Origin of the sequence: Clostridium sp. OF09-36 (genome assembly GCF_003481985.1) — a bacterium.
Lineage (GTDB): Bacteria > Bacillota > Clostridia > Lachnospirales > Lachnospiraceae > Brotaphodocola.
On record NZ_QUMD01000002.1, the window covers coordinates 104,238 to 129,214 of the forward strand.

A 24,977-nucleotide genomic window follows, 5' to 3' on the forward strand; every position below is an offset into this window, starting at 1 on the left:
GGACCACTCCGAGCTGGTTTTCCTGCCGGCCTTCCCATAAGATGCTCACACCCTTTGCACCTCTCTCTGAATGGCTCTGCCGAAGTACTCTTCTCATCAACGTGTTCGTAAATATGAAACTTTTCTCATATCTGTCACTGATTATAGCACGGCCGGAAAATATGTCAAGCATAAAAATTTTGCAAAAGTCATTCTTGCAAAAGTCATTCCAAAACGTTTGGAAAGGTGTCCGGAAATTTTCTTTGAAGCTGGCAGAATCTTTCTTAGTTCATGCTCGCATTCAGGGAGCGCATGGCCCCAAGACAGCTGAGCGCATTGCCATCCACATCATATAGCTGGCCATCCTGCACAAAATTGTATACATGAATATTGTCCAGATATACGTCACCATCTGTTTCAAAGGTTACATCATAGAATCCTTTGCGCCCAAGATTCAAGTCATACTGCTTTGGTCCGTTTACTTCCACCGTCTGGCTCATGGAGCCAAGCTTTACCGTCAGCGTCACAGGCTCATCACTGTCTGCTGTAAAACGCACATGTCCATCGTGGGTAGAGCGCCCTCCGATCCGGTGTCCGACTTTCTGCGACAGCTACCGCCTTTCTGTAAAAAGAGCTGGCTGCTGCCATTACGTTCCTTCACAGCACCGCTACGCACCTCCCAGCCACGGGTACCAAGGGCAAACTGGTGATTATAAACCGGATTATTCGTATAATTCCGGTAAGTCCAGACCGCATACCCGTTTGTATAGGTGCGGAGCGTATCCGGGATACCGGTAAGGTATGCGCCCCGGTGGCTTTCCGCCAGCCGCGCATTCTGTTCAAACCCTTCGGTTGCATCCATGTAAAGAAGCTGGTCAACGAAGACCGGCTTTCCCCCATTATTAGAACGGACGATAGAAAGCTGCTCATTCATAGTCCGGATTGCTTCCTGTGCGGAGATCACGGCACCGAAGCTCTGCCCCATGGAAACGCTATACATCAACGCTGTGTGATCTGCATCCTTGCAGGAGAAGGTACTGTAATGTGCCGCTCCAGCCTGGCCACTTCCATCGTTTGCATCGACCGGGTCAACATCCAGCCGGACCTCCATGGAAAGATTGGGGAAAACCTTCTGGGTATCCTCTAAAAGATCATTTAAGAAATCATCGTAAAATTCATAAAACAGCTTATACGCATAGCTGGTTCTGGATGGAATATAAATATCGTCAAAGCTGGCAAAACGTTCCGCCGGCTGGTAGTAGCCATTTATCTGTTTTAAAGAGTAATGCTTTTTCAGCCATGCCTGATATCCACAGTCCTTTGCTGCTTTCCTGCTGTTTGCACCCTTTCCCAGGTTTGCCGCATCCTCCACATAGTTCCAGAAATCCTCCCAGGTGATAAAACCGCCATGAAAATTGGAATGCGCCGATGCCGTCCGGTAGATCTGCTTTGCGTATGCCAGCCAGGCTGCACGGGTAGAAGCATCCTTTAACAGTTCTTTGTACCGGGTCGTAGCTACATCATCTGAATAGTAATCCCAGACATAGCCGATTCTCAGCTCCACCATAAGTCCCTTTGCCTGCGCAGCGGACATTACTTTATCCAGTTTCTGGAAGGCATAACGGTTATAAGAGATTGGAAGCACGCCCGGCTGAAATTCGCGCCACGGGATCACCAGCACAATGCTGTTGAACCCATCTGCCGCAATCTGCGCCAGCTCCTCCTCCATGTGATCACTTTCCGAATTCCAGAAATTGCTTACCCAGGCATCCGACACATACGTCGCTGCTTTTAAATAGGAAGATGATGCTTCACTTTGAATTCCAGATACCGTAATCGCTGCCGCGGCCGCAAGCGCTGTCATGCTCATTCCAAGCGTACGGACCAGACTTTTCTTTTTCATATGTATGTAACCCCGCCATTTATGTTTCTTCGTAACTGTTCCATAGCTTCACAGTCACATGTTTATTTTGCGTAACGTTTTTCGTCGCTCTTACGCAAAAACCAGGTTACATTGTAACACAGTTGTATCGCATCCGTCAACGAAGCGGCAATGAACGGGCGTGATGTTGCTATTCTCACATAAGTATCCATCAACGGGATTTTCTGGCTAACAGCAGCATTATTCTGCCGCTTGATTCTCCCCGGTCGCATAATCGATCACGACACCCGGCTGCACATTATAAACGTAAACGCAGTATTCTACCCCCGCGCCTTCATCCTCTACGGATTCCGCTTCCATCAGCACACCGGATGCGACCAGGTTGTCCTCCTCAAACACCGGAGTCACACGGTACAGCACATGGTTTTCTGTTTCCTTTACATAGTCTGCCACCAGATTTTCAAATGGCAGCATGCCATCTACGTTCAGGTAACGGGTACCTGTGATCAGGTTTTTCTCGTTGGCATTCTCTGCCGTTAATTGGTATCCGATCAGGTGGCAGCGGTTGTAGAGATGTTTTCCATCGACAAACTCATATTCCGAAGTCTGCCAGCCTGTGGGCTTCACCTTACTGATGGAACCGCGTTTTTCCGTCGGCATCAGATCGGTTCCTACGCTGGAATAGGCAGTACCGCAGCGTCCCAGCTCATCTAAGTCGCTGTAATACTCAAATGATTCGCTCGTCAGATCCGATTCGGTAAAGTATGGAACGTTTCCATTCACAACCGCATAAGGATCACCGGAATAAGGCGGGATAGCCACCAGGTCCACATAAACTTCTACGCCAGCACCAATCTGAACACCGGAAGGATTTTCCACATCATACGTCTGCTGTCCCGGTGCAGAATTTCCCTGTCCCTGCACAGATGTTTCCGCAGTCGTCTCATATGCATCAAGAACCCGTTCTGCTGCCTGTTCCAGCCGCCCAATGTCTTTCTGGCTGACACCGATCGCCGCGAGAATGATCGCCACAGCTGCAAGCACTGCTGCTCTGCCCTTTTTCCCCTGTTTTGCCTTTTGATAACGCTTCACTCCGCGTTTTGCCTGATTATAAACATTCTTTTTTCTGCCCATATTACTTCCTTACAATTCCAGTTCTTTTAATTCTCCTGTTTCGGCCTGATAACGATAGACCTTTCTGCTCAGAATTTCTTCTTTCTTGTTCATGTAGCGGTTCATCTGCTTGATCCGTTCCAGGATTTCCCGCGGGGTCGTACTGCCCACCGGATGAATATGAAACTCATGGATTCCCGTAAATGCAACATAATAATCCCCGCCAGCCATCTCAGCCAGTTTCTTCTGTACGCCCGGATACCAGAAACTGATCGCGCCATTCACACTCGGATATGTCGTAAATATGCTGCTGTTCATCCCGGCTGCAAGTCTGCTTTTTGCTCCTACCGACATGTACGCACCGGTCTGATACTTCGGATTTGCAGACTCTGCCGGACTGTTGTACATTCTTGGCACGGAACGAATGTTGGTATTGATCAGTGCCGTCTCCATGAGTTCTTCGGTACTCTTTTCCCATTTTTCTGCAATTTCTTTTTGGATTTTCGTCGTTGTGAGGCCAAACTCACTACTGTCTGAGAGCAGCAGATATAAAACCAGCGCCATATCTCCAACCTGTCTGTATATGCAGTGTTTCAATGCATACTTGTTGTCTGTATAATTCAGCGGGCGCAAAATCAGCCTGCCTTTGATCTGGTCATACTGATCGATCACACTGCTGATGTCTTTGATGTCGATGTTTTTCGCGCAGCGCATATTCGCCTCCACAATTTCCAGATGAAGTCCCATCCTGCTTCCTGAAAGCTCTCGTAAAGGTACTTCATCTCAAATCTGGCTTCGCTGCCCTCCGTTTTATCTACCGGCGCGATCCGCAGAAAATCTCCAATCAGCGTATCGCTCTCTGTCTGGCTGTATTTATCATTCGTTGCCCGGATAAAAGCACCTTCCTCTGGATTTTCAGAAACCGCCCCATCTTCAAACAGCTTAAACTTCCAGATGTTTTCCATGCCTGCCATCTTTTCCGTAAGCCGCTTCATAAACTCTGTTTTAAATTCCTCATAGTTCATACCGTCTTCTCCTTTTCGTTTTCTATATTTCATTATGCAGAACTCACGTTCTTTTTTCCACTGTTTCTTTTGATAAAAAAAGCCGCGTAAATACGCGGCTTTTAGCGTGGAGCTGAGGGGAATCGAACCCCTGTCCGAAAATCAATTCCCTGTTCTTCTACTATCATAGTCTGTTATTTGACATTCCCTCTGCCGCGCGAAAACAGACACCCTCGCAGTTTCAGTAGCTTCATGATACGCCCATGCACGCAAAGCTTAATACATGTCGTTTCTCACATAGTCGATGCCAGACTCTTAATGTGTGAGTGCACTAAGACTGACAGCAGCCATTAGGCTGCGTATGCTAAATTATCTTCAGCGTTTAATTTTAATTTTGCCGTTTAACGCACCGCATGCGGATAGCTTCACCAGCTGCATGACCCCCGTCGAAACCAGTACAACCCCTTACTGGCTCACCGTGACTCAGCGGTGATACATAACAAATACCTGCTGCAGGCGCATCGCAAAGAAGTGAAACCGCCGCTGCAAGTATGTGATATTGTAACACCCGGATCCGTTTTTGTCAACGAGATCCGGGTGTCTAAATTTTCAACTTCTGGTTTAAAAATCAAATGCCTCTTGCCTGATTTTCTTATTTGATCTTGTGGATCCAGCCTTCCGGAGCTTCGATCTTACCCATCTGGATGCCGGTTAAGGTATCATACAGCTTCTGGGTAACCGGTCCCATCTTCTCCATGCCGCTCGGGAAGCAGATCTCTTTGCCGTGGTCTACTACCTTGCCTACCGGAGAGATAACGGCTGCAGTACCGCACAGGCCGCACTCTGCGAAATCGCCAAGCTCAGACAGCTTTACCGGGCGCTGGGTTACCTTCATGCCGAGGTAATGCTCTGCTACATAAACCAGGGAACGTCTGGTAATGGACGGCAGAATGGAATCAGACTTCGGAGTTACAAGCTCGCCATCTTTGGTTACAAATAAGAAGTTTGCACCACCAGTCTCCTCTACATAGGTTCTGGTTGCCGGATCCAGGAACATGTTCTCATCGAATCCGTTGTCATGTGCAACCTCATGTGCGTGTAAGCTCATTGCATAGTTTAAACCAGCTTTTACATGACCGGTTCCGTGAGGTGCAGCACGGTCGAAGTCGCTGACGCAGATGGTGATCGGCTTTGCGCCGCCCTTGAAGTACGGGCCTACCGGAGTTACCAGAATACGGAACTGATACTCGTTAGATGGTTTTACACCGATAACCGGTCCTGATGCAAACATGTAGGGGCGGATGTAAAGGGTTGCTCCGCTGCCATACGGCGGTACCCATGCCTCGTTTGCCTTTACGACTTTATCGAGTGCTTCCATGAAGCGCTCTTTCGGGAACTGCGGCATCTCCAGTCTTGCGCAGGAGTCCATCATACGCTCTGCGTTTAAGTCCGGGCGGAAGGTTACGATGCTGCCATCCTCGGTGGTGTATGCCTTTAAGCCCTCAAAGCACTCCTGACAATACTGCAGAATGCCTGCGCACTCATTGATCACGACGTTTGGATCCTCGGTCAGGGTTCCCTCGTCCCACTTTCCGTCTTTATAGTTTGACACATAACGGTAGTCAGTTGTTACATAGCTGAATCCGATATTTCCCCAGTCAAGATTTTTCTTTTCCATTGTCTTATCCTCCATCTCTGGTTTCCCATGGACCCCGATGCGGTATCCTGATGCTTTTGCCGTTTTGTCATCCGCGGGAAGATTTATAATCGATTGATTAATGAACATTATAGCCCTGACTGTTCTGAAAATCAATGGTTGATTTTCAATTTGACTATACATGTGCTTCATATTAGATATGACTATTTCTTATATCCATGCAGTTTTTTCATAACCACAAGATCTATCTTGCAGATTTTCTTCCCACAAAAAAGTTTACCGCAGTTTCTGCTTATAATCCCGCTCCACTTCACGTCTCGCATCTTTTTTCGCAATATCGTCGCGTTTATCATACAGCTTCTTACCGCGTGCCAGACCGATCTCTACCTTTACCAGGCTGCCTTTAAAATAAACCTGGAGCGGCACCAGGGTCAGGCCTTTTTCGCGGATCTTGCCTTCCAGTTTGTTGATCTCGCTGCGGTGCATGAGCAGTTTACGCGCACGGAGCGGATCTTTGTTGAAGATATTGCCCTTCTCATACGGGTTGATGTGCATGCCGTAAATGTAAACTTCATTTTTGTCGATGCGGACAAATGCTTCCTTCACGCTGCACTTTCCCATACGGATGGACTTGACTTCGGTTCCGAACAGCTCAATACCGCACTCAAATTTCTCGTCAATAAAATAATCATGATAAGCCTTCTTATTGTTGGCCACCAGTTTGATTGCTTCTTTCAAAATTGCCCTCCTGTCTTTTATTCCTCCGGAAGCTCCATATTCTTCGCCGGAATAAAATCGATTGTCTTGGTTAACCGGTCGGTTCCGGTTACCACCACCTGGATCTTCTGCCCAAGCTTGTAGGTTTTTCCACTCATTTCCCCGCGCAATTCCATGCGTTCTTCGTTGAACACATAGTAGTCTCCGTGCAGTTCATTGACATGCACCAGGCCCTCTACGGTATTCGGAAGCTCCACATAAAAGCCCCAGTTCGTCACACCGGAGATCACGCCCTCAAAAATCTCGCCGATGCGTTTGGACATATACTCGCACTTCTTAAGCTTGATGGTTTCACGCTCTGCTTCTTCCGCGCGGCGCTCTGTTGCGGAACACTGGATGGTCACTCCGGTCAGGATCTTACCATAATGGGCGATGCGCTTCTCACTTAAGCCGCCCCGCAGGTTTTCCTTGATGATACGGTGAATCTGCAGATCCGGATAACGGCGGATGGGAGAGGTGAAATGGGTGTAATACTTTGCTGCCAGGCCGAAATGCCCACTGCAGACCGGCATGTATTTTGCCTGCTTCATGGAGCGCAGGGTCAAGCGGCTGATCAATGCCTCTTCTTCGGTTCCTTCAATCTTCTTTAAGAGTTTCTGCAGTTCTTTCGGATGCACTTCCCCGTCGTGTGTGCGGATGGTGTAGCCAAAGTTGTTGATGAAGACGCCCAGGCGTTTCATCTTCTCCGGGTCCGGGTTATCGTGAGTCCGGTATACGAACGGAATTTCCTGCCAGAAATAGTCCTCTGCGATGGTCTCGTTCGCCATCAGCATGAAGTCCTCGATGATCTTGGTTGCCGCATTCCGCTCATACGGCTTGATATCCACCGGCTTTCCCTTTTCATCCAGAATGATCTTGGACTCCGGGAAATCGAAATCGATGGAGCCGCGCTGGCGCCGTTTCTCACGCAGGATATCCGCCAGCTCTTTCATTAAATCGAACATATCCACGAAGTCTGCGTACTCTGCCATGGTGTCCGGATCGCGGTCAGTCACAATGGCATTCACTGCCGTGTAGGTCATACGCCGGTCTACCCGGATCACGGTTTCCGCAATCTCATGCCCCAGCACGCGGCCCTGCGGATCGATTTCCATGATGCAGCTTAACGCCAGGCGGTCGGTTCCTGCATTCAAAGAACAGATGCCATTGGAAAGCTTATGCGGAAGCATCGGGATAACACGGTCTACCAGATACACACTGGTGCCGCGGTTTAACGCCTCCTCATCGAGCGGGCTGCCCTCGGTCACATAGTGGCTGACATCCGCGATGTGGACACCCAGCTTGTAGCCGTAGCTTTCCCGGCTGATGGTAATGGCATCGTCGAGGTCTTTCGCGTCTTCCCCGTCGATGGTAACCGTCTGCCAATCGCGGATATCCTTTCTTCCAGCCATGTCAGCCTTATCCACCTCATCCGGGATGCGGCTCACCTGCTTCATGACCTCCGGCGGGTATTCCTCCGGAATACCGTAAGCTTTTACGATCGATAAAATATCAGTTCCCGGATCGTTTACATGACCGATGATCTCCGTGATGATGCCCTCCGGATTCTTGCGCTCCCCGCCAAAATCGGTCAGACGTACAACAACCTTGTGGCCAGTCACTGCGCCCATATCCTTGCCCTGCGGAATAAATACATCGGCATTAATCTTCTGGTTGTCCGGCACAACAAACCCAAAATTTTTATTTTTCTGGTAAAAACCCACCAGAGTCTGGTTTGCGCGCTCCAGCACCTTGATGACTGCGCCCTCCGGGCGTTTTCCCTTTGCTGCCGGGCTTGCCGTGATCTGCACCGTATCGCCATGCATGGCATCCTTCGTTTTTTCTGCCGGAATAAACACGTCCTGGTCCATGCCCTCCACGGTCACAAAACCAAAGCCTTTTGCATGACCGCAAAAAGTTCCGACCATGGTAAATGCCTCCGGCTTTCCGTATTTGCCGCGCTTGGAAAGGCCAACCTTGCCGTCTGCCACCAGGGCATCCAGAACTTCTTTTAACTCATCCCGTTTTTCCCGCGGGACATCTAACAGCATGGCTAGCTCTTTGATCTTCATGGGAACGTAGGTCGGATCATTGATCAGGGCCAGCATTGCTTCTTTTCTTTCTTTTAATAACTCTTCTGTCATAATTCCTCTCTTTTAAACGAAAAGCACCCTTGTTTCCAAGAGTGCTTTTTCTTCTGCTTAGACTAAGTTTAATACGATTGCCAGTACCATAAATGCTACTGCAGCAAATGTCGTGAACTTTTCCAGGGTACCTTCCATGGAACGTCCTTTATTCTTTCCCCAGTAAGACTCTGCCATACCGCCGATCGCGCCAAGGCCCTGAGACTTTCCTTCCTGAAGTAATACGATCACGGTCAAAGCCAGACATATAAGAACGAAGATCACGGATAAAATCGTTTTCAGCATCTAAATGCACCTCCTAATAGTCAAACACTGACATTTTAGCATAGCCAGACTGAAAACACAAGCCTTTTTCTCGCTGTCGGCCCCAGAATACACGGAAAAGACAGCTCTAACAGCATTTACGGTAGTTTTCTGGCAATTTTCACATTTTTATCCTTAGCTTCTCAGCTCAATTCCATAAGTCTTGTTCAGCTGTTTGAGGATCTTCTTCACATATCCGTCTACGCTGTCTGCACCAAATGCCTCGTCCTTCGGAGTGAATAAAACGGTGAATGCCATGGATTTCTTGTTTCCTAAAATCTGTTTTCCTTCGTAAACGTCGAACAGGGTAACATCCTTGACGAAACCGCATGCTTCACGGATACAGGTCTCAACCTGTCCGCAGGTAATGTCTTTGTCCATAACCAGTGCCAGGTCTCGCTTCTCCTCTGCGAATTTTGGAAGCGGCTCAAATACCGGAGCCTTGCCATACCATTTCTCCAGAGCTTTCATGCTGATCTCCAGAACGTAAGCATCCTCGCGCATTGCCTCGTCCTTCATGATCTCGTATTTTACTTTGCCGAGGTAACCAATCTCCTCGCCGTCGCAGAAAATCGCTGCGGTCTGGTACGGATGTAAAAACGGCTTTTCTGCCTTCTCGTAGGTAAAGGAAATATGAAGCACATCCGCAACGGTCTCTGCCATACCCTTTAAGGTAAAGAAGGATTCCTTCTTGCCGAATACACCGATGCAAAGGGTCTCCCGCTCCTCCGGATACTCGGTCAGCGGCAGGGACTTCGGAATGAATGCGTTGCCGATTTCGAAGATACGGCCCTCGAAGATGCCTCTCTTCTGGTTACGTCCCATTGCGTGGATCATCTGCGGAGCCAGGGTGGTTCTCATCAGGGACAGATCCTCGTTGATCGGGTTCATGATGCGGATTGCCTTACGCTCCGGTGCATCCGCAGCAAAGCCCATCTGGTCTAAATCAGACGGGGAGAAGAAGGAATAATGGATTCCCTCGAATGCGCCAACGCTGCACAGCGCTCTCTTCACCTTCAGGATGGTCTTCTGGCGCAGGTTGCTTCCGCCGACGGTTACCTTTGCAGTCGGAAGGAAGGTGGATTTGATATGGTCATAGCCGTACATACGGATAACTTCCTCTGCGACATCCGGGTAGTCCTCCATATCCTCGCGGTATGCCGGGAAGTGCAGAGTCAGCTCGTCGCCGTTGATTTCCGGCTGGAAGTTTAAACCGGTCAGGATGCGGACGATATCCTCATCCGGAACGGTAATGCCCAGAACTCCGTTTACTTTCTTAATGCTGGTCTTAAAGGTAACCGGCTCTAAGGAATTTCCGGTGTTGACGTTCTTGTGGGTCCTGGACACCTTTCCGGCACCAAGCTCTTCTATCAGATGCAGAGCACGCTTCATGGCCATCTCGGTTGCGTACTCATCGACACCCTTCGCATATCTCTGGCTTGCGTCGGAAGACTGGCCCAAGGCACGGGAGCTTCTGCGGATGTTGTCGCGGGCAAATTTTGCAGACTCAAACATAACCTCGGTGGTCGTATCGCGGATCTCAGAATTTAAGCCGCCCATGATACCAGCCAGTGCAACCGGCTTCTTGCCGTCACAGATGACCAGGTTATTCGGATTTAAGGTGAACTCTTTTTCATCCAGGGTAACGATCTTCTCACCCTCGGCTGCACGTCTTACCTGGATTGCGTTGCCCTCCAGGAAGTCACAGTCGAATGCGTGGAGCGGCTGGCCCAGCTCGCGCATGATGTAGTTGGTAATATCAACGATGTTGGAAATGGAGTTGTTGCCGACCAGGGCAAGGCGTCTTCTCATCCATGCCGGGGACTGTCCCAGCTTTACATCGTATACATAGTGGGCAATATAGCGCGGGCAGAGATCCTGTGCATCTACGGTGACCTCAAAGCCCTCTTTTTCTACCTCAGTCTCGGTATAGTCCAGAGCCGGAGTCTTCAGTGGCTGGCCCAGTGCTGCTGCCACCTCTCTTGCCAGACCGAAGATGCTCTGGCAGTCCGGACGGTTTGCCGTAATGGAAACATCGAAGATCCAGTCGTTTAATCCGGTCAGTTCCTTTACATCAGCGCCAATCTCAGCATCCTCCGGCAAAACCAGAAGTCCGTTGTAGCCGGCACCCGGATACAGGTCTTCGTTTAAGCCAAGCTCGGTTCCGGAGCAAAGCATACCGTGGGACTCATAGCCTCTTAATTTTCCTTTTTTAATGGTAGCCACACCCTCAATGGTGACGTGGTCTTTTGCGGTTGCGTAAACCTGTGCCCCAACCATAGCGACCGGATACTTACCGCCTGCCTTGACATTGTCTGCGCCGCAGCAGATCTGTAAGAGCTCCGGGCCGCCTACATTGACCTGGCACACGTGAAGATGGGTCTCCGGGATCGGCTCGCAGGACTCTACGTAACCAACAACAATTCCGCTGATGTCCTTACCCACCTGCCATTTTTCTTCTACTTCAAATCCGCAGTCAAAGAGTTTGGTCTCCAGTTCATCTGCGGAAACATTGATATCTACATAGTCATTTAACCAGCTTAATGGTACAAGCATTTCTAATCCTCCTGTCCTGATCAGTCATCAATCTGATCTAACACGCGCAGATCAGACTCAAAAAGCATCTTGATGTTGTTGATGCCGTATTTCAGCATTGCGATACGCTCCAGACCAAGGCCGAATGCAAAGCCGCTGTACTTCTCGGAATCGATGCCGCAGTTCTCCAGCACCTTCTTATTTACCACGCCTGCGCCCAGAACCTCGATCCATCCGGTTCCCTTGCACAATCTGCATCCTTCGCCGCCACACTGGAAGCAGCTGACATCCACCTCAACGGATGGCTCCGTGAACGGGAAGTAGGACGGACGCAGTCTTGTGCGGGTGCTCTCGCCAAAGATTCTCTGAACGAACATGTCCAGCATGCCCTTTAAGTCGCAGAGGGTGATACCCTCGTCTACAACCAGGCCCTCCATCTGGCTGAACATCGGAGAATGGGTCGCATCGTCATCGGAACGGAATACTTTACCTGGAGAAACAACCTTGATCGGAGGCTTCTTGGCTTCCATGACATGAACCTGACCTGCGGAAGTCTGGGTACGCAGTAAGAACTCCGGAGACAGGTAGAAGGTATCCTGCATATCGCGTGCCGGATGGTCCTGAGGAGTGTTCAGTGCGGTAAAATTGTAGTAGTCGGTCTCGATCTCAGTACCCTCATACACTTCAAATCCCATAGATGCGAAGATGTCCGTCAGCTGGTTGCGCACGGTAGTTACCGGATGCAGATTTCCATAGCGGATTTTAACCGGCGGCATGGAAATATCAATCTTTTCGGATTCGTAACGCTGCTGCTGCTCTTTCTCTTTTAATTTCTGATCCAGCTCATCGAAGAACTGGTTTGCCCACTCTTTTGCGCCGTTGATAGTCTTACCGAACTCTGCCTTCTGGTCGTTCGGCACATTGCGCATTTCCTTCATCAGCAGACCAATCCGGCCCTGCTTGTTATCCAGAAAGGTCTTCTTAAACTCATAGACACTTCTGGAAGTGGTCAAAGCATCTGCGCCCTGACGGATCTCTTCTTTGATCGCAGCGATCACTTCATTCAGCTCTTTTAAATCCTGCATGATTCTTCTCCTTTATCCATAATTGTGATACTTATGGTAACTGTTCAATAGGTCTGCGCAGTTACTACTTATGTTTGCAATCCTGCGCACCTGCCCAGGGAAATAATAAAAAAAATCCCTTCACGCAAAATGCGCAAAGGGACGATAATTCTTACCGCGGTACCACCCAGCTTCCTGCAGACAGACACAAACTGCCGCAGACACTTTCCGGTATGTAACGTACACCAGACGGCAATGCTACTCAGCCTGTGTCTGCGATGCGCCTGTGAAATGCAACTTAGGCAACTTAGAATCTACTGACGTTTCGCTTCTGCCATTCAGCAATGCAGCTCCCGTGGGAAATTCGGATACCTGTCTGAACGGAAAAAGGCTCACAGCCGATGGCCTCTTCTCTCTGACCGGAAACAGGATCTTAAATACACGATCTTCGCTTTTCTTAGTTTTATTTGTGATTGCAGGTATGTCTGTCCGAAACGGACATCCATAATCTATGAAACATTTTAGCCATTCTGTGCAGAAAAGTCAAGGTCTTTTTCCGATACCGTGTATGCCTGCGTGGATCGTAACGGCAAAAACGGCCAGCAGCACTGCATGCTTCCGGATTTTCAGTTTCGGAAATCTCTGCTTTTTAGCTGCGATGTATATTCTACCACACACGCCTTCAGTTTTCGCATACTCTCCGGCAGTTCCACACCCTTCTCCGTTCCCATGCCAAGCTCGCGGATACTCTTTGGCGTGACCGGGACACAGCAGACATCATCGGTATTGCCGCGGATCATCAGTTCTGACATCATGGAAATGCCAAGACCTTTTCCAACCATACGGATCAGTGTCTCATCATCAACATACACGGTCTGTTCCTTTGCCTTCACCCCGACTGCGCGAAAAGCCGCATGCACATCAATATCAAACCGCCCATACGGCATCAGGAATTCCTTTCCCTCAAACTCCTTCAGCGGAAATTCTGTACGTCCATGAAGCGGATAATTCTTCGGCAGAATCGCGTAAAGTAATTCATGATAAAGGGGCGTCCACTCACAGTTCCCATAGTTTTGCCTGCTGGCGAAGATCACATCTGTTTTGTGATCCTGTAAAAGTTCAAATGGTTCCAGCGCATGATCCACCATGCGCAGATCGACATCGACATTCGGGCAGATCCGGCGGAAGCGGTACAGGATCTCCGGCATCCAGAACATGGCAATGCTGGCGTAAGCGCGATGCGGATCGTTTCTGTCTGCTTCTCTGTGATGCTCTGGATCTGGTTTTCCAGATTTGCATTTGCCTGCAAAAACTGGCGGATCGCAGGCATCAGTTCCCGTCCTTCCTCTGTCAGGGCGATTCCATTGTGGCTCCGGATGATGAGCGGAAACCCGATTTCCCGCTCCAGGCTGTTCACCAGATGGGTAAGCCCAGACTGGGTGTATCCGACCACCTCCGATGCCCTGGAAAAGCTGCCTAAGTCTACTGCTGTCATTAAGATTTCCAGTTTCTTCGCATCCATTACATAGTTCCTTTCCTTTATTAGGTATTACAGTTTGTCATATTTCTATTATAAACATGGATTTCCCAAACCGCAAGATGGACAGTACAATAAATATCAAGCTACTGCTCACGCATTGCGCAGTCAGTAACAGCTTTTGCCGATGCTTCACATTACAAACGATTATAAAAATATTAAGATTTGAGGTGTTCAAACATCATGAAACAAAAACATCTTTCTTTCAAACAGAGGCTGTTGGTAGCTGCCACCCTGTTTGGCATGTTTTTCGGTGCCGGGAATCTGATCTTTCCGGTTCATTTAGGTCAATTAGCCGGACGAAACCTGCTTCCGGCCATGATCGGTTTTATCCTGACCGCCGTTGGCATTCCGATCCTTGGTGTTGCTGCCATCGGCAACACCCATTCAGACGGCCTGCAGGCACTGGCTTCCAGGGTTGGAAAACGGTACGGCTGCTTTTTTACCTGCCTGCTCTACTTAACCATTGGTCCATGCTTTGCCATTCCACGCTGTGCCACCACATCGTTTACGACCGGCATTGCTCCCTTGCTCGGCACTGCAGTATCCCCACGCATGGCACTGTTTCTCTTTTCTGCAGTGTTCTTTGCACTGGTACTGTTTTTTTCCCTCCGCCCCGGCAACATCACGCTCTGGATCGGAAAGATCATCAACCCGCTGTTTTTGTTTTTCCTGGCGATTCTCATTGTATCTGCCCTGCTGCACCCGGGCGCACCGGTCTTTTCCACGGCACCCGATGCTTCCTATGAGAATGGAGCCCTGTTCCATGCACTTTCCGAAGGTTACGGCACCATGGATGCCATTGCCGGTCTCGCTTTCGGTATCGTAGTCATTCAGGTGATCCGGCAGATGGGTGTGCAGGATGATACGGCGATTGCCAGTGAAGTGCTGCATTCCGGGATTCTGGCAGGACTCCTTATGGCCTTCATCTACATGCTGACCATCCTCATGGGCGCTCAGTCTCTCGGCTTATTCGCTGTCTCCGGAAACGGCGGCATCGCCCTGTCCCAGATTTCCAGCCACTACCTTGGCCGGGCCGGGCTTATGATCCTGGCTGTCACCATCACCTTTGCCTGCTTAAAAACATCGATCGGGCTGGTGACCAGTTGCTCCGAAACCTTTGAAAAAATGTTTCCGGGACGGCTTTCTTACAAAGCCTGGGCTGTACTCTTTACTGCGTTTTCTTTTCTCATTTCAAACGCAGGGCTGTCCACCATCATCCGGTATTCCGTACCGGTCCTGATGCTCATTTACCCTCCGGCCATTGCGCTGATCCTGCTGGCGCTGTTCGGGAAACAGTTTGGCCATAGCTCCAAGGTTTACTTCTGGGTTACGGTATGCACCTGGTGTGCCTCCCTGTTCGACTTTTTCAAGGCACTTCCGGCACCACTGCAGACCACTTTGCACCTAGATGCAGCCATAAATCTGGCTGAACGCTTCCTGCCGTTTTTCAGTCTGAATCTGGGCTGGCTCCTGCCTGCTTTTCTTGGCCTCCTCATCGGGCTTTCCGCCCGGAAGCGAAATAAAAATATAACAAAAAAACTGCAGTCCTTCGCGTAAGGCTGCAGTTTTTCGTCTTTTATAAACAGTTTCTTTTTTCCAGAATCTCCATTGCCTCTGCAAGCATTTCAGGTGTCACCTTGTACGGATAATGGCGGATGTCTGACATATCCGGGATCCAGGACATGCTTTCCTGCCACTGTTCCTCCGTAATCTCAATGTCATCCAGAGACACAGGGAGCTTTAAGTCCTTGTTCAACTGATAAATCTTTTCGAATTCATCCATCTGTCCGTCTACAAGCAGCAGAAGAAGCACGCCGAAGCCAACTACCTCGCCATGTAAATGACGTTTCTCAATGACCGGGTACGAGGTCAGTGCATAGAAAACTGCATGGGCAAGTCCACTGTTGTAATCCGGTGTGAAGTCCTTCGTCAGAAAGATGGAGGCAATTCCGGTCGTGACTACGATTGCAAGAACAACCTGCTCTACCTCATAGGTGCAAAGACCTTTTTTGTGGTCCTCCAGTGCCTTGGCACCATACATAAGCAACGGGTCCCGGCACATATGGCTGGTCGCAACGCCCAGGGAAGTAAAGTGCTCCAGACGCTCATCCCGGGAAGAGATGGTTGCCTCATAGAATTTCGCATAGGTATCGCCGATGCCAGCCCACATATACTGGCTTGGTGCCTTTGCGATGATCTCCGTGTCAATGAAGGAATGCATGACCGGACGCACAAAAAAGTTTGGCTTCAGGAAGGTGCCATCGTCATTGTACATGATCGACACCGAGGTACATGCTGCACAGTTCGATGCGATCGTCGGGAACGCGAACACCGGCTTGTCATCTGTGATGCATAAGCACTTTACGGTATCGAGGGCTTTCCCACCGCCCACGCCAAATACCATATCTGCTTCGCGGTATTCCGGGCGTTCACGCAGCCTTTCTACTGTCGCATAGGTGCAGTCCTCTCCATAAATAGCTGTTCCAATGATTTCCAGATTCGTTTTTGCCACATACTCCCGGATCTTAGCCTCTGCTGCTTTAAGTGCCCGCTTACCGCCAACGATCCAGACCTTTTTTCCATAAGATTCACACACTAGGCCGATCTTGTCGTAGATCTTGTCTCCGATGGAATAATTTGGTAAATGTACTTCGTAATTTTCAAGCTTCATAGGCCGCTACACTCCTCTCATTCCCGTGTTTCGCAAAGCTATTTTCTATTATAAACGACCCAGAAAGCTCCTGTCAACAACTGGCTATGGCATGGTTTCACAGCCATGGTTTTACATCTACGGTTTCATTACGCATTCAGTTATGACCTTCTTTACCCTCTGGACATCCAGAGGCTTGGCAATATGTGCATTCATGCCTGCTTCCAGGCATTTTTCTTCGTCTTCCCGGGATGCAATTTCCTAAGATGCAAAAAATTCCTCCACAATAGCAGTAAATACAGCGGCACCTTCCCAGAGGACATCTTCATCCACATCGAACTTTGGGTTGTGATGGGAAACATCGGTGCCTTTTTCCGGGTTTGAGGAGCTTAAGAACATGAATGCGCCCGGAAGCTTCTGCAGATAATAGGCAAAATCTTCTCCGCCCATGTTCGGGGCAGGTAATTTTGTGATCACCTTATCCTCCCCAAGAACTGCTTTTGCGGCCTTTGCTGCCAGGGCAGCCATTGCATCATCGTTGATGACCGGCGGTGCCCCCCAGACCATCTCATAGTCGACGGTTCCGCCAAATACCGCAGCAGTTGCCTATGCGATCTCACCGATACGCTTAGCCGTAAACTGGCGCACCTCTTCCTCCAGCGTGCGGATCGTTCCTTCGATCACTACCTCATCCGGAATGACATTGTACTGGCTTCCTCCCTGGATCTTTCCAATAGTGAGGACCAGCGGACGGGTTGCATTCAGCTCTCTTGTGGTGATGGCCTGCAGTGCGAGCACAATATGCGCTGCAATGTTGACTGGATCGATTCCCTTCTCCGGGGTAGAGCCATGGCAGCCCTTTCCGTGTATCTTAATGAAAAACTTATCAAACGCAGCCATGCAGCAGCCCGACGGCACGATAAAAGTTCCGGCCGGAATCGTCTTATCCAGAATGGTGCCGATGTGGGTGCCAAATACCGCATCTGCGCCCTCCACGCCGCCATTTTCAATCATAACCTCTGCGCCCCTGGACTGCTCCTCTGCCGTCTGGAACATCAGGCGGACCGTACCGGCCAGCTCATCCTTATGGGCCCACAGCACCTTGCCTGCACCCAAGAGCATTGCCGTGTGGGTATCGTGGCCGCAGGCATGCATGCAGCCCTCATGTCTGGATGCAAACGGGAGCCCGGTTGCCAACGCAGGTATACCTTCCATCGGAAGTCCCTGCAGAAGCTTATGGAGTAATGGACCTGCTCCTTTTAAGAAACCGCCAAGAAATGCTCCCATCTGCTGGTTTACTTCTTCCTCGCTCTGTTTTTTTCCTGTCTGTGCCGGTTTCACATCGCGCAGCGCTGAGGCGAGCATGGCACGCTGATCCATCGGACTGGACTTTTCAAAGTAGCCTGTCAGCACCAGCTTGAAGAATTTTCCCTGGCCCTTTGCGTTCTGCTCTAATATTTCTTCCAGCTTTTATTTTCTTTTTCCGTTTTCTCTTTTCATTTTCACATTTCTTTAGTATACTGGGATTTACTGTTTCATCTAAACTATTAAATCAACGGAGGAATACCTATATGGATACGATCACAGGACGCAATGTCGGCAAAATCTGCCGCACTCATTACAAAGGAACCTTCAATGACGGAACCCAGTTTGATTCTTCTTATGACCGCGGTGAGCCGCTGGAATTTACCTGCGGTGCCGGTCAGATGATCAAGGGCTTTGACGCTGCTGTTGCAGATATGGAAGTTGGCGAAGTAAAAGAGATCCACCTGATGCCAGAAGAAGCATACGGCCAGCCAAACCCGGATGCTATTTTTGAAGTCGAGATTGCAGATCTTCCCGGCTCTGAGGAGCTGCAGGTAGGACAGCGCATCTATCTGGCAAACCAGAACGGCCAGCAGTTCCCGGTTTGTGTAACTGCAAAAACAGAAACCGTTATCACCTTCGACGCCAACCATGAAATGGCTGGAAAAGAGCTGAATTTCAAGATCGAGCTGGTTGAAGTGAAATAATAACGAAAAACCATGAGCCTCCACTTTATGCGTAAACTTCAGTGGAGGCTCATCGATTGCCGCACCTGTTTTCCCGTGATAAAATAGGCTGGATTATTTTGTTTTTTGGAGGTCTGTCATGAATCAACACCATAATCCTTTATCCCTGATCAAAGAGACCGCTGTTCTGACCATTGCCGTGGCCATCATCGCAGCGGCTGTTTACTTCTTTCTTCTCCCAAGCCATGCGTCTGTCAGCAGTATTTCCGGACTTGGCATTGTACTTTCCAACTTCGTCCCGCTCTCGCTTTCCGCGATCACGATGATCTTAAACGTGTTGCTCCTCATCATCGGTTTCTTTACCTGCGGAAAAGAATTCGGCGCCAAAACTGTTTACACCAGTATTATGCTCCCCGTCTTTCTTGCCTGTTTCGAGACATTATTCCCAGAAACCGGCTCCCTGACGGACAGCCAGGAGCTTGATGTTCTCTGTTATATTCTTGTCGTAAGCATCGGATTAAGCATTCTTTTTAACCGGAACGCATCCTCCGGCGGCCTGGATATTGTAGCCAAGATCATGAACAAGTATCTTCATATGGACCTCGGCCGGGCCATGTCCCTTTCCGGCATGTGCGTGGCACTATCCGCGGCGTTGGTCTACGACAAAAAAACCGTTGTTCTCAGTATCCTCGGTACCTATTTCAACGGCATCATCCTGGATCACTTTATTTTTAATCACAATGTAAAGCGGCGTGTCTGCATCATCACAAAAAAGGAAGAAGAACTGCGGCAATTTATTATCAATGAGCTGCACAGCGGCGCCACCATCTACGAAGCGATCGGCGCATACAACATGGAAAAGCACTACGAGATCATCACCATTGTAGATAAGAGCGAATACCAGAAGCTCATGAACTACATCAGCCGGGAGGACCCGCTCGCTTTCATTACCATCTATAATGTTTCTGATATGCGGTACCAGCCGAAACGGTGACGAGACAACACTACCAGTCAGTCCCTTTTTTCTTATATCTGCCAAAACAGCGAACGCGCCGTAAATGCCTTAGAAGCGTTTACGGCGCCAAAGAAGATGATGAGCTCTTTTATGCAGACCACGAATTTCTTCATATGACTGGTTATAAGAGCATGGATGAACTATTCAGGCTTACTCAAAAAAGGTTCCGCAATCTGATCCGACCAGATGAACAACAACAGATTGAAACAAGTATCTGGGAACAGATTGACACAGGCAATGACAATGACTATATTCACTTTCATCTTCGAAAAGCTGACGGAACTTATCTTTCCGTGCTTGATCATGGAAGAATCGTAGAAAGCCAGCAATACGGAAAAGTATTTTATGTATTGTTCATGGATTGGGAAGATATGCAGCTTCGTTACAGTGATAAATTTTCCGAATAAATAAAAAAAACTGCTAAAAAGCTGTTAACCGAACTTCTTAGCAGTTTTTTTACTAATCTACCAGATTGTTTTGTAACGTACTGATCAATTCCTCTATAACAATTGGCTTGGATAAAAAGCCATTCATACCACATTCCAGTGCTTTCTTTTTGTCTTCGTCAAAAGCATTGGCAGTCATAGCAAGGATGGTAATTCCCGCCAGCGCCGGATCAGTAAGGGCACGGATCTGCTTCGTGGCCTCATATCCGTTCATTACCGGCATCTGCACATCCATCAGCACCAGATCATAATTACATGACTTTGAATTCTTAACCTTCTCCACTGCCTCTGCCCCATTTTCTGCAGTATCAACCAGGAAGCCATATTCATTAAGGATCTCCACCGCAATTTCACTGTTCAGTTCATTATCTTCCACAAGCAGTATGCTCTTGCCTCTGAAATCTAAGCTTGTCTCAGGAAGAACGGGATTCTCCTGCTCAGCCTGACTCTGGCCGATAGCAGTCATCAGGGTATCTCTGATATCTGACATGAACAGAGGCTTCGCACAGAATGCAGTCACCCCTGCAGCCCTGGCTTCCACTTCGATATCTGACCAGTCATAAGCAGTCATGATAATGATCGGCGTATCATCACCAAGGCTGCGGATCTGTCTGGTGACCTCAATACCATTCATATCCGGCAGACGCCAGTCAATAATATAAGCATGGAATGCATCCCCAAGCTCCATAGACTGCCTTGCACGCAGAACAGCCTCCTTACCGGAAAGTGTCCATTCCGAACGCATTCCAACCTTCACAAGCATCTTTGTCACACTGTCACAGGTATTAAAATCGTCATCTACAACCAGAGCCTTAAGACCTTCCAGGTCTGCAATCTTCTCTATACGGTGATTCTCAGGCTGAGTCCGAAATGGCAGACGGACAATAAATTCGGTGCCTTTCCCCTGCTCTGTCCGGACCTCAATAGTGCCACCCATCATATCCACAATATTCTTGGTGATGGCCATGCCAAGTCCTGTGCCCTGGGTTCTGCTCACAGTGGAAGTCCGCTCCCGCTCAAAAGGAGAAAAGATCTTCTGTACAAATTCCTGACTCATACCGATTCCGTTATCCTTTACCCGGATCTCGTATAGTTCACTGCCTTTTACCGTCCCTGGATACTGTTTCATCCGGACAGATACAGTTCCGCCTGCAGGAGTAAACTTGATTGCATTGGACAGAAGATTCAGCAGCACCTGATTCAAACGCATCTTGTCACAATAGACATCCTCATTGGTAACATCCATTGCATCCATATAAAGCTCCAGCTGTTTCGCATGGATCTGCCCGCTGATGATGGTCTTCAGATCATGAAGCACATCCGACAGACTGACCTCCGTTTCTTCCAGATGGATCTTTCCACTCTCAATCCGGCTCATATCCAGGATATCATTGATCAGTGAAAGCAGATGTTTACTGGAGGAAAGAATCTTGCCCAGATAATCCCGGACTTTTTTCTGATCATCAATATTACTTACAGCCAATGTGGTAAAGCCGATGATCGCATTCATTGGCGTCCGGATATCGTGAGACATATTGGAAAGGAAAGTACTCTTTGCCCTGTTTGCTGTCTCCGCCGCATGGACTGCCTCAGAAAGTGCCTGATTCATTTTCCAGTCAGCAGTACGGTCTGACATAACCAGGATGTATTTCTTTTTCCCATTTACCTCACTGCCCATTGCAATATTATGGAACCCACGTTTTTCCCCTGTTTTCTGATGAACATATTCAAAATCCCATTCTCTTTGTTCATTCACCTGGATTTCCTCAAGATAATTTTCCTCCGGATTTTCATGTTCCCCTGGATGCAGTTTTCCCAGGACACGAATATCTTTGCGGATCTGTTCTACCGTAATACCAAGCAGTTTTTCCGCATTTGGACTTATATAGTCTGCCTGATATGTTTTTGCATCCAGCATCAGAAAAACGTCATCCACATTCATTGACAGCTTTTGAAAAAGTTCGTCTCTGTACCGGATCTGTGTGTCCTTTCTTCTAAGGCTTATCCTGTTTTTTTGAATAATAAGGCCGATAAAAAAGGCGGCAATACAGAACAAAACCGCAGCCACAAGAAGCATTGTACTACGCTGCAAACTGTTCATACTGGCATTGACAATATCCGCCTGTACAAGTCCCAGAAATACCCAGTCCTGAATATCTGATTTTTCATAGACCAGATAATAGTTTCTTTCATCCAGATTTACCAGCATCGCATCGGTGCGTCCCGCTTTAAACTTCTCCGAAAGCTCATTGACCTCTTTTTCAGACATATTGGAATGCTCTCTTAGAACACCAAAGAAATTGTACACATTCCCCCATGACTCAGAAGAATGATCGACCACAACACGGCCATCCGGATGAACAACAAAGCTCTGGGCATTTCCATTGAAAGCAGAAATGTCCAGCACATCTACAATATCAGAGTTTTCATACGCAATGGCAATTGCATCATATTCAAATCCCTGATAGATTCCATGCGCCCTGGGAGTGGCAAAAACAAGCAGCTGGGATTTTCCGGGAACTGCTGCATTCGCTATCACATCATTTCCCTGCCGGATATCCTCTTCAATGTTTTCCTGTAATCCAAGGTACCCGGTTTCCCCTGTCGCCATCTTGTAGTCCCCGTCAGCTGACAGAAAAAAGAAATCTAAAAATCTGGCATCTTCCTGCGCTTTCTTTATATAATTACGAATTTCGTCTTCACTGGAGATATTCTGCAGATTCTCACCCCACATATGAAGATAAGTCAGATTCTTATCTGTCAGTTCTCTCAGCATGTTATCAGACTGATGAAAAACTTCCGTCAGATGAGAAACACTTTCCTCATAAATAGTTTTCGATACAAATCCAAAATATTGAAAAACCATCAGAACAATTCCCAGTAAAACAGCTGTAAAGACAGCTATCTGGAATGGTTTTCCCATGACAAGTTTCTTTCTGCCTTTATTATGATTCTTAATATCCATTCTTCTCACCTCAGAGTCATGTAGTCTTCAGGCTCTGCAAGAATGGCATCACCATCTGAAATATATCCTGTCCAGGTATCTTTTACAGTGGTATCTTCTCCATCAAACACAATATTCTCATCTGCCGGATAAGCTTCCATGTGTTTAGATATCGCAAGGCAGGTTACCGTGAAAGTATCCTCGTCCTGAACTTTTTTTCCATCTTTTGTAACTTTGCTCAATATATAACCATCATCTGTTTCTTTGACTTCCACGGAAATGCCGCTGACCACAGGCAGAGAGCCTCGGTTAAACGGAGTAAATCCGCCCTCATAGCCTTCTACAAAATTTTTGACTGTCTCTTTCAGTTCGACTCCGCTCATCTTGCTGCTGTAAGCCGAAAGACTATTTGGCATGATCATGTCTCTCGCCATTTTTTCTGTATATCCGGCTTTCAGCACATTTCCTGTAAAGCTGTTTCCAGTTGCGATCAACACATCCGTCCCATAAATACCGCGCAGAGTGTTTGCCATAACAGAATAGGCTTCATTGCCTCCACTGGTATGGAAGCGATTGGAATACGTTTTCTTTGAATCCAGCACGATATTCTCTGAAGTGGATTTTTCCTCAAGGAGCTGGGTGTTAAATGACTGATAAGCCTGCTCTGCATCATATTCTCCTGAGATCATCTTGGAAACCACATCCTTGGAAACAGAAAAAAAGTCATTTGACGCAATGCGGATATACATATGATTTTCTTCAATCACAGATTTCACATCCTTCAGATATTCCGTAAGCTTAAAATCCACATCCTGGCTGTAGCTTAACAGATCCTGTCCATCACTAATGACCCGGTTCTGCGCATCCTCTGAAAGCATTGTGCTCAGTACCTTCACTGCTTTCTTTCGACGTGTCTCATCCTGTGTCAGATCGCGGTTTAAAGCCACCTGGAAATATGGTGTAGTCATCAGCCACTTTTCACCGTTCTCCTGAAAAAATGGAAGAAATGTTGTGTTTATGCCCTGATCCTGAAACATTTTCACAGCAGCTGAGCTGCCAAAGTACATGGCAAGCTTACCACTTTGATACATCTCAACTATATCATCATAATTCATATTCAGATCATTTTGACTCAGCCTGTATCTTGTATGAACTGTTCCATACGTTCAAAAGCCTGCGGCCAGACGGTACTATCCAGACCTTCTCGATTTGTATTATCCGGGTCACTGTAGGTGGTGCGCCACTTGCGTCCTTCTACAGAAGACAGCTCTGATGCTGACAGCCCCTGCAATGTCTCCATACAGGTATAATCGTAATAATAGTCTGCAGTAAAGCCACGGATCCCCACTTCTTCAAATGCCTGACAGGCAGAGACAAAGCTTTCATAATCTGTTGGAAGAGGAATATCATACTTTTCAAAAAGATCCTTATTCACTACAAAACCATGGGCATCTGCACACACCGGAAGCCAGTTTACACTTCCATCCTCATTCATAAAATTGCTAAGGTAAGTATCATAGACAGCACCTGCCGCATTGGTTGTGGAAAGATCCATCAGACTGTCTTTCAGTGGACTTGCATCATGCAGGGAAAAGCGACAGCAGGTTATAATATCCGGCAATCCACCGTTTTCATCAAGAAACTTATAAAAATCCAGATCATTATTACCTACGACAAATTCAACATTGATATCCGGGAGCTGTTTCTGAATGTATGGTGCATATTTATCATACAGGTTTGTGTTCCATAAGTACACCGTGATTGTGTCTGCATCTTCTTTCTCTGCACTTTTACTGCCACATGCTGACAGAAGTGATACGGCTGTCACCATTGCCAAAAGTACAGCCAAAACTCTGTTCCATTTTATCTTTTTCATTACGAGTTCTCCTTAATTTGCCCTGTCAATATATCCAACAATTCCTATATAGCCATCTTTCTTTAATGAAGACTACAA

Annotated in this window: 22 protein-coding genes, 1 other RNA gene and 1 pseudogene; 4 read left to right on the forward strand and 20 right to left on the reverse strand. The window is 48.0% G+C overall.

The genetic code is table 11. The features are described from left to right. Positions 1–263 precede the first annotated feature (263 nt). From DXA97_RS02205 to DXA97_RS02270, 14 genes and pseudogenes are all read right to left on the reverse strand, one after another. On the reverse strand, positions 264–536 hold the full coding sequence (locus DXA97_RS02205; protein WP_147355533.1) for a hypothetical protein: 273 nt from the start codon (positions 534–536) through the stop codon (positions 264–266). Further along, positions 503–1,882: a hypothetical protein gene (locus DXA97_RS02210; RefSeq protein WP_118718434.1), complete on the reverse strand. Its 1,380-nt coding sequence runs from the start codon at positions 1,880–1,882 to the stop codon at positions 503–505. Before DXA97_RS02210 ends, DXA97_RS02205 begins: the two co-directional genes overlap by 34 nt. A gap of 228 nt (positions 1,883–2,110) precedes the next feature. Further along, positions 2,111–2,716: pseudogene (locus DXA97_RS02215) on the reverse strand (DNA/RNA non-specific endonuclease); the annotation flags it as partial. Between the two features lie 288 nt (positions 2,717–3,004). Further along, entirely contained in the window at positions 3,005–3,688 is a 684-nt protein-coding gene (locus tag DXA97_RS02220; protein WP_118718435.1) for a DUF5688 family protein, read from the reverse strand. Continuing rightward, on the reverse strand, positions 3,643–3,999 hold the full coding sequence (locus DXA97_RS19885) for a hypothetical protein (RefSeq protein ID WP_147355534.1): 357 nt from the start codon (positions 3,997–3,999) through the stop codon (positions 3,643–3,645). Before DXA97_RS19885 ends, DXA97_RS02220 begins: the two co-directional genes overlap by 46 nt. Before the next feature lie 104 nt (positions 4,000–4,103). Further along, positions 4,104–4,443, reverse strand: a transfer-messenger RNA (tmRNA) gene (gene ssrA / locus DXA97_RS02225). A 187-nt stretch (positions 4,444–4,630) separates the two neighbouring features. Beyond that, positions 4,631–5,671: a branched-chain amino acid aminotransferase gene (locus DXA97_RS02230; RefSeq protein WP_118718436.1), complete on the reverse strand. Its 1,041-nt coding sequence runs from the start codon at positions 5,669–5,671 to the stop codon at positions 4,631–4,633. A gap of 240 nt (positions 5,672–5,911) precedes the next feature. Further along, a complete protein-coding gene (gene smpB, locus DXA97_RS02235; protein WP_118718437.1) occupies positions 5,912–6,376 on the reverse strand; it encodes an SsrA-binding protein SmpB in 465 nt (154 codons plus the stop codon). 14 nt (positions 6,377–6,390) lie between these two features. After that, positions 6,391–8,535, reverse strand: a complete 2,145-nt coding sequence (gene rnr, locus DXA97_RS02240; RefSeq protein WP_118718438.1) for a ribonuclease R — start codon at positions 8,533–8,535, stop codon at positions 6,391–6,393. Positions 8,536–8,592: 57 nt separating this feature from the next. Continuing rightward, positions 8,593–8,820: a preprotein translocase subunit SecG gene (gene secG / locus DXA97_RS02245; protein WP_118718439.1), complete on the reverse strand. Its 228-nt coding sequence runs from the start codon at positions 8,818–8,820 to the stop codon at positions 8,593–8,595. A gap of 153 nt (positions 8,821–8,973) precedes the next feature. Then, positions 8,974–11,394, reverse strand: coding sequence for a phenylalanine--tRNA ligase subunit beta (pheT, locus tag DXA97_RS02250; protein ID WP_118718440.1), 2,421 nt, complete (start codon positions 11,392–11,394; stop codon positions 8,974–8,976). Between the two features lie 20 nt (positions 11,395–11,414). Beyond that, positions 11,415–12,458 (reverse strand): phenylalanine--tRNA ligase subunit alpha, encoded by a 1,044-nt coding sequence (gene pheS, locus DXA97_RS02255; RefSeq protein ID WP_118718441.1) that lies wholly within the window; start codon positions 12,456–12,458, stop codon positions 11,415–11,417. 605 nt (positions 12,459–13,063) lie between these two features. Next, entirely contained in the window at positions 13,064–13,645 is a 582-nt protein-coding gene (locus DXA97_RS02265; protein WP_182436776.1) for a LysR family transcriptional regulator substrate-binding protein, read from the reverse strand. Continuing rightward, positions 13,528–13,959: a LysR family transcriptional regulator gene (locus tag DXA97_RS02270; RefSeq protein WP_118718444.1), complete on the reverse strand. Its 432-nt coding sequence runs from the start codon at positions 13,957–13,959 to the stop codon at positions 13,528–13,530. The genes DXA97_RS02265 and DXA97_RS02270 overlap by 118 nt, the downstream gene beginning before the upstream one ends. Positions 13,960–14,157: 198 nt before the next feature. On the opposite strand from DXA97_RS02270, the gene brnQ reads away from it, so the two are divergent. Further along, positions 14,158–15,534: a branched-chain amino acid transport system II carrier protein gene (gene brnQ / locus DXA97_RS02275; RefSeq protein ID WP_118718445.1), complete on the forward strand. Its 1,377-nt coding sequence runs from the start codon at positions 14,158–14,160 to the stop codon at positions 15,532–15,534. 19 nt (positions 15,535–15,553) lie between these two features. Here brnQ and DXA97_RS02280 read toward each other — a convergent pair whose 3' ends face one another. From DXA97_RS02280 to DXA97_RS02285, 3 genes are all read right to left on the reverse strand, one after another. After that, positions 15,554–16,648 carry an iron-containing alcohol dehydrogenase family protein gene (locus DXA97_RS02280; protein ID WP_118718446.1) on the reverse strand — a complete coding sequence of 365 codons (1,095 nt, stop codon included), beginning with the start codon at positions 16,646–16,648 and terminating at the stop codon, positions 15,554–15,556. 240 nt (positions 16,649–16,888) lie between these two features. Continuing rightward, entirely contained in the window at positions 16,889–17,194 is a 306-nt protein-coding gene (locus DXA97_RS20630) for a M20/M25/M40 family metallo-hydrolase (protein ID WP_243107520.1), read from the reverse strand. A 39-nt stretch (positions 17,195–17,233) separates the two neighbouring features. Then, the gene (locus DXA97_RS02285) at positions 17,234–18,040 is read right to left on the reverse strand and encodes an amidohydrolase (protein ID WP_243107521.1); all 807 of its coding nucleotides are present in this window, start codon (positions 18,038–18,040) and stop codon (positions 17,234–17,236) included. 158 nt (positions 18,041–18,198) lie between these two features. Here DXA97_RS02285 and DXA97_RS02290 point away from each other — a divergent pair, with 158 nt between their 5' ends. The 3 genes from DXA97_RS02290 to DXA97_RS02300 all read left to right on the forward strand — a co-directional run bounded on the left by DXA97_RS02290 (position 18,199) and on the right by DXA97_RS02300 (position 20,040). Further along, positions 18,199–18,639: a peptidylprolyl isomerase gene (locus tag DXA97_RS02290; protein WP_118718447.1), complete on the forward strand. Its 441-nt coding sequence runs from the start codon at positions 18,199–18,201 to the stop codon at positions 18,637–18,639. Positions 18,640–18,757: 118 nt separating this feature from the next. Continuing rightward, positions 18,758–19,612 (forward strand): YitT family protein, encoded by an 855-nt coding sequence (locus tag DXA97_RS02295; protein ID WP_118718448.1) that lies wholly within the window; start codon positions 18,758–18,760, stop codon positions 19,610–19,612. Further along, a complete protein-coding gene (locus DXA97_RS02300) occupies positions 19,609–20,040 on the forward strand; it encodes a PAS domain-containing protein (RefSeq protein WP_279221119.1) in 432 nt (143 codons plus the stop codon). The genes DXA97_RS02295 and DXA97_RS02300 overlap by 4 nt, the downstream gene beginning before the upstream one ends. 52 nt (positions 20,041–20,092) lie before the next feature. Here DXA97_RS02300 and DXA97_RS02305 read toward each other — a convergent pair whose 3' ends face one another. From DXA97_RS02305 to DXA97_RS20640, 3 genes are read right to left on the reverse strand one after another with little or no spacing between them, the layout of a single operon-like run. Further along, positions 20,093–23,044, reverse strand: coding sequence for a response regulator (locus DXA97_RS02305; RefSeq protein ID WP_118718449.1), 2,952 nt, complete (start codon positions 23,042–23,044; stop codon positions 20,093–20,095). A 5-nt stretch (positions 23,045–23,049) separates the two neighbouring features. Beyond that, positions 23,050–24,138 carry a hypothetical protein gene (locus tag DXA97_RS20635; protein ID WP_243107522.1) on the reverse strand — a complete coding sequence of 363 codons (1,089 nt, stop codon included), beginning with the start codon at positions 24,136–24,138 and terminating at the stop codon, positions 23,050–23,052. Between the two features lie 17 nt (positions 24,139–24,155). Next, positions 24,156–24,899 (reverse strand): ABC transporter substrate-binding protein, encoded by a 744-nt coding sequence (locus tag DXA97_RS20640; RefSeq protein WP_243107523.1) that lies wholly within the window; start codon positions 24,897–24,899, stop codon positions 24,156–24,158. Positions 24,900–24,977: the final 78 nt, after the last annotated feature.

Bases quoted from the DNA above. Each gene is read 5' to 3' on its own strand.
- DXA97_RS02210 (WP_118718434.1), bottom strand. From the start codon at position 1,882: ATGAAAAAGAAAAGTCTGGTCCGTACGCTTGGAATGAGCATGACAGCG.
- DXA97_RS02220 (WP_118718435.1), bottom strand. From the start codon at position 3,688: ATGCGCTGCGCGAAAAACATCGACATCAAAGACATCAGCAGTGTGATC.
- DXA97_RS19885 (WP_147355534.1), bottom strand. From the start codon at position 3,999: ATGAACTATGAGGAATTTAAAACAGAGTTTATGAAGCGGCTTACGGAA.
- DXA97_RS02230 (WP_118718436.1), bottom strand. From the start codon at position 5,671: ATGGAGGATAAGACAATGGAAAAGAAAAATCTTGACTGGGGAAATATC.
- rnr (WP_118718438.1), bottom strand. From the start codon at position 8,535: ATGACAGAAGAGTTATTAAAAGAAAGAAAAGAAGCAATGCTGGCCCTG.
- secG (WP_118718439.1), bottom strand. From the start codon at position 8,820: ATGCTGAAAACGATTTTATCCGTGATCTTCGTTCTTATATGTCTGGCT.
- pheT (WP_118718440.1), bottom strand. From the start codon at position 11,394: ATGCTTGTACCATTAAGCTGGTTAAATGACTATGTAGATATCAATGTT.
- pheS (WP_118718441.1), bottom strand. From the start codon at position 12,458: ATGCAGGATTTAAAAGAGCTGAATGAAGTGATCGCTGCGATCAAAGAA.
- DXA97_RS02265 (WP_182436776.1), bottom strand. From the start codon at position 13,645: ATGCCGGAGATCCTGTACCGCTTCCGCCGGATCTGCCCGAATGTCGAT.
- DXA97_RS02270 (WP_118718444.1), bottom strand. From the start codon at position 13,959: ATGGATGCGAAGAAACTGGAAATCTTAATGACAGCAGTAGACTTAGGC.
- brnQ (WP_118718445.1), top strand. From the start codon at position 14,158: ATGAAACAAAAACATCTTTCTTTCAAACAGAGGCTGTTGGTAGCTGCC.
- DXA97_RS02280 (WP_118718446.1), bottom strand. From the start codon at position 16,648: ATGAAGCTTGAAAATTACGAAGTACATTTACCAAATTATTCCATCGGA.
- DXA97_RS20630 (WP_243107520.1), bottom strand. From the start codon at position 17,194: ATGGTCTGGGGGGCACCGCCGGTCATCAACGATGATGCAATGGCTGCC.
- DXA97_RS02290 (WP_118718447.1), top strand. From the start codon at position 18,199: ATGGATACGATCACAGGACGCAATGTCGGCAAAATCTGCCGCACTCAT.
- DXA97_RS02295 (WP_118718448.1), top strand. From the start codon at position 18,758: ATGAATCAACACCATAATCCTTTATCCCTGATCAAAGAGACCGCTGTT.
- DXA97_RS02305 (WP_118718449.1), bottom strand. From the start codon at position 23,044: ATGGATATTAAGAATCATAATAAAGGCAGAAAGAAACTTGTCATGGGA.
- DXA97_RS20635 (WP_243107522.1), bottom strand. From the start codon at position 24,138: ATGAATTATGATGATATAGTTGAGATGTATCAAAGTGGTAAGCTTGCC.
- DXA97_RS20640 (WP_243107523.1), bottom strand. From the start codon at position 24,899: ATGAAAAAGATAAAATGGAACAGAGTTTTGGCTGTACTTTTGGCAATG.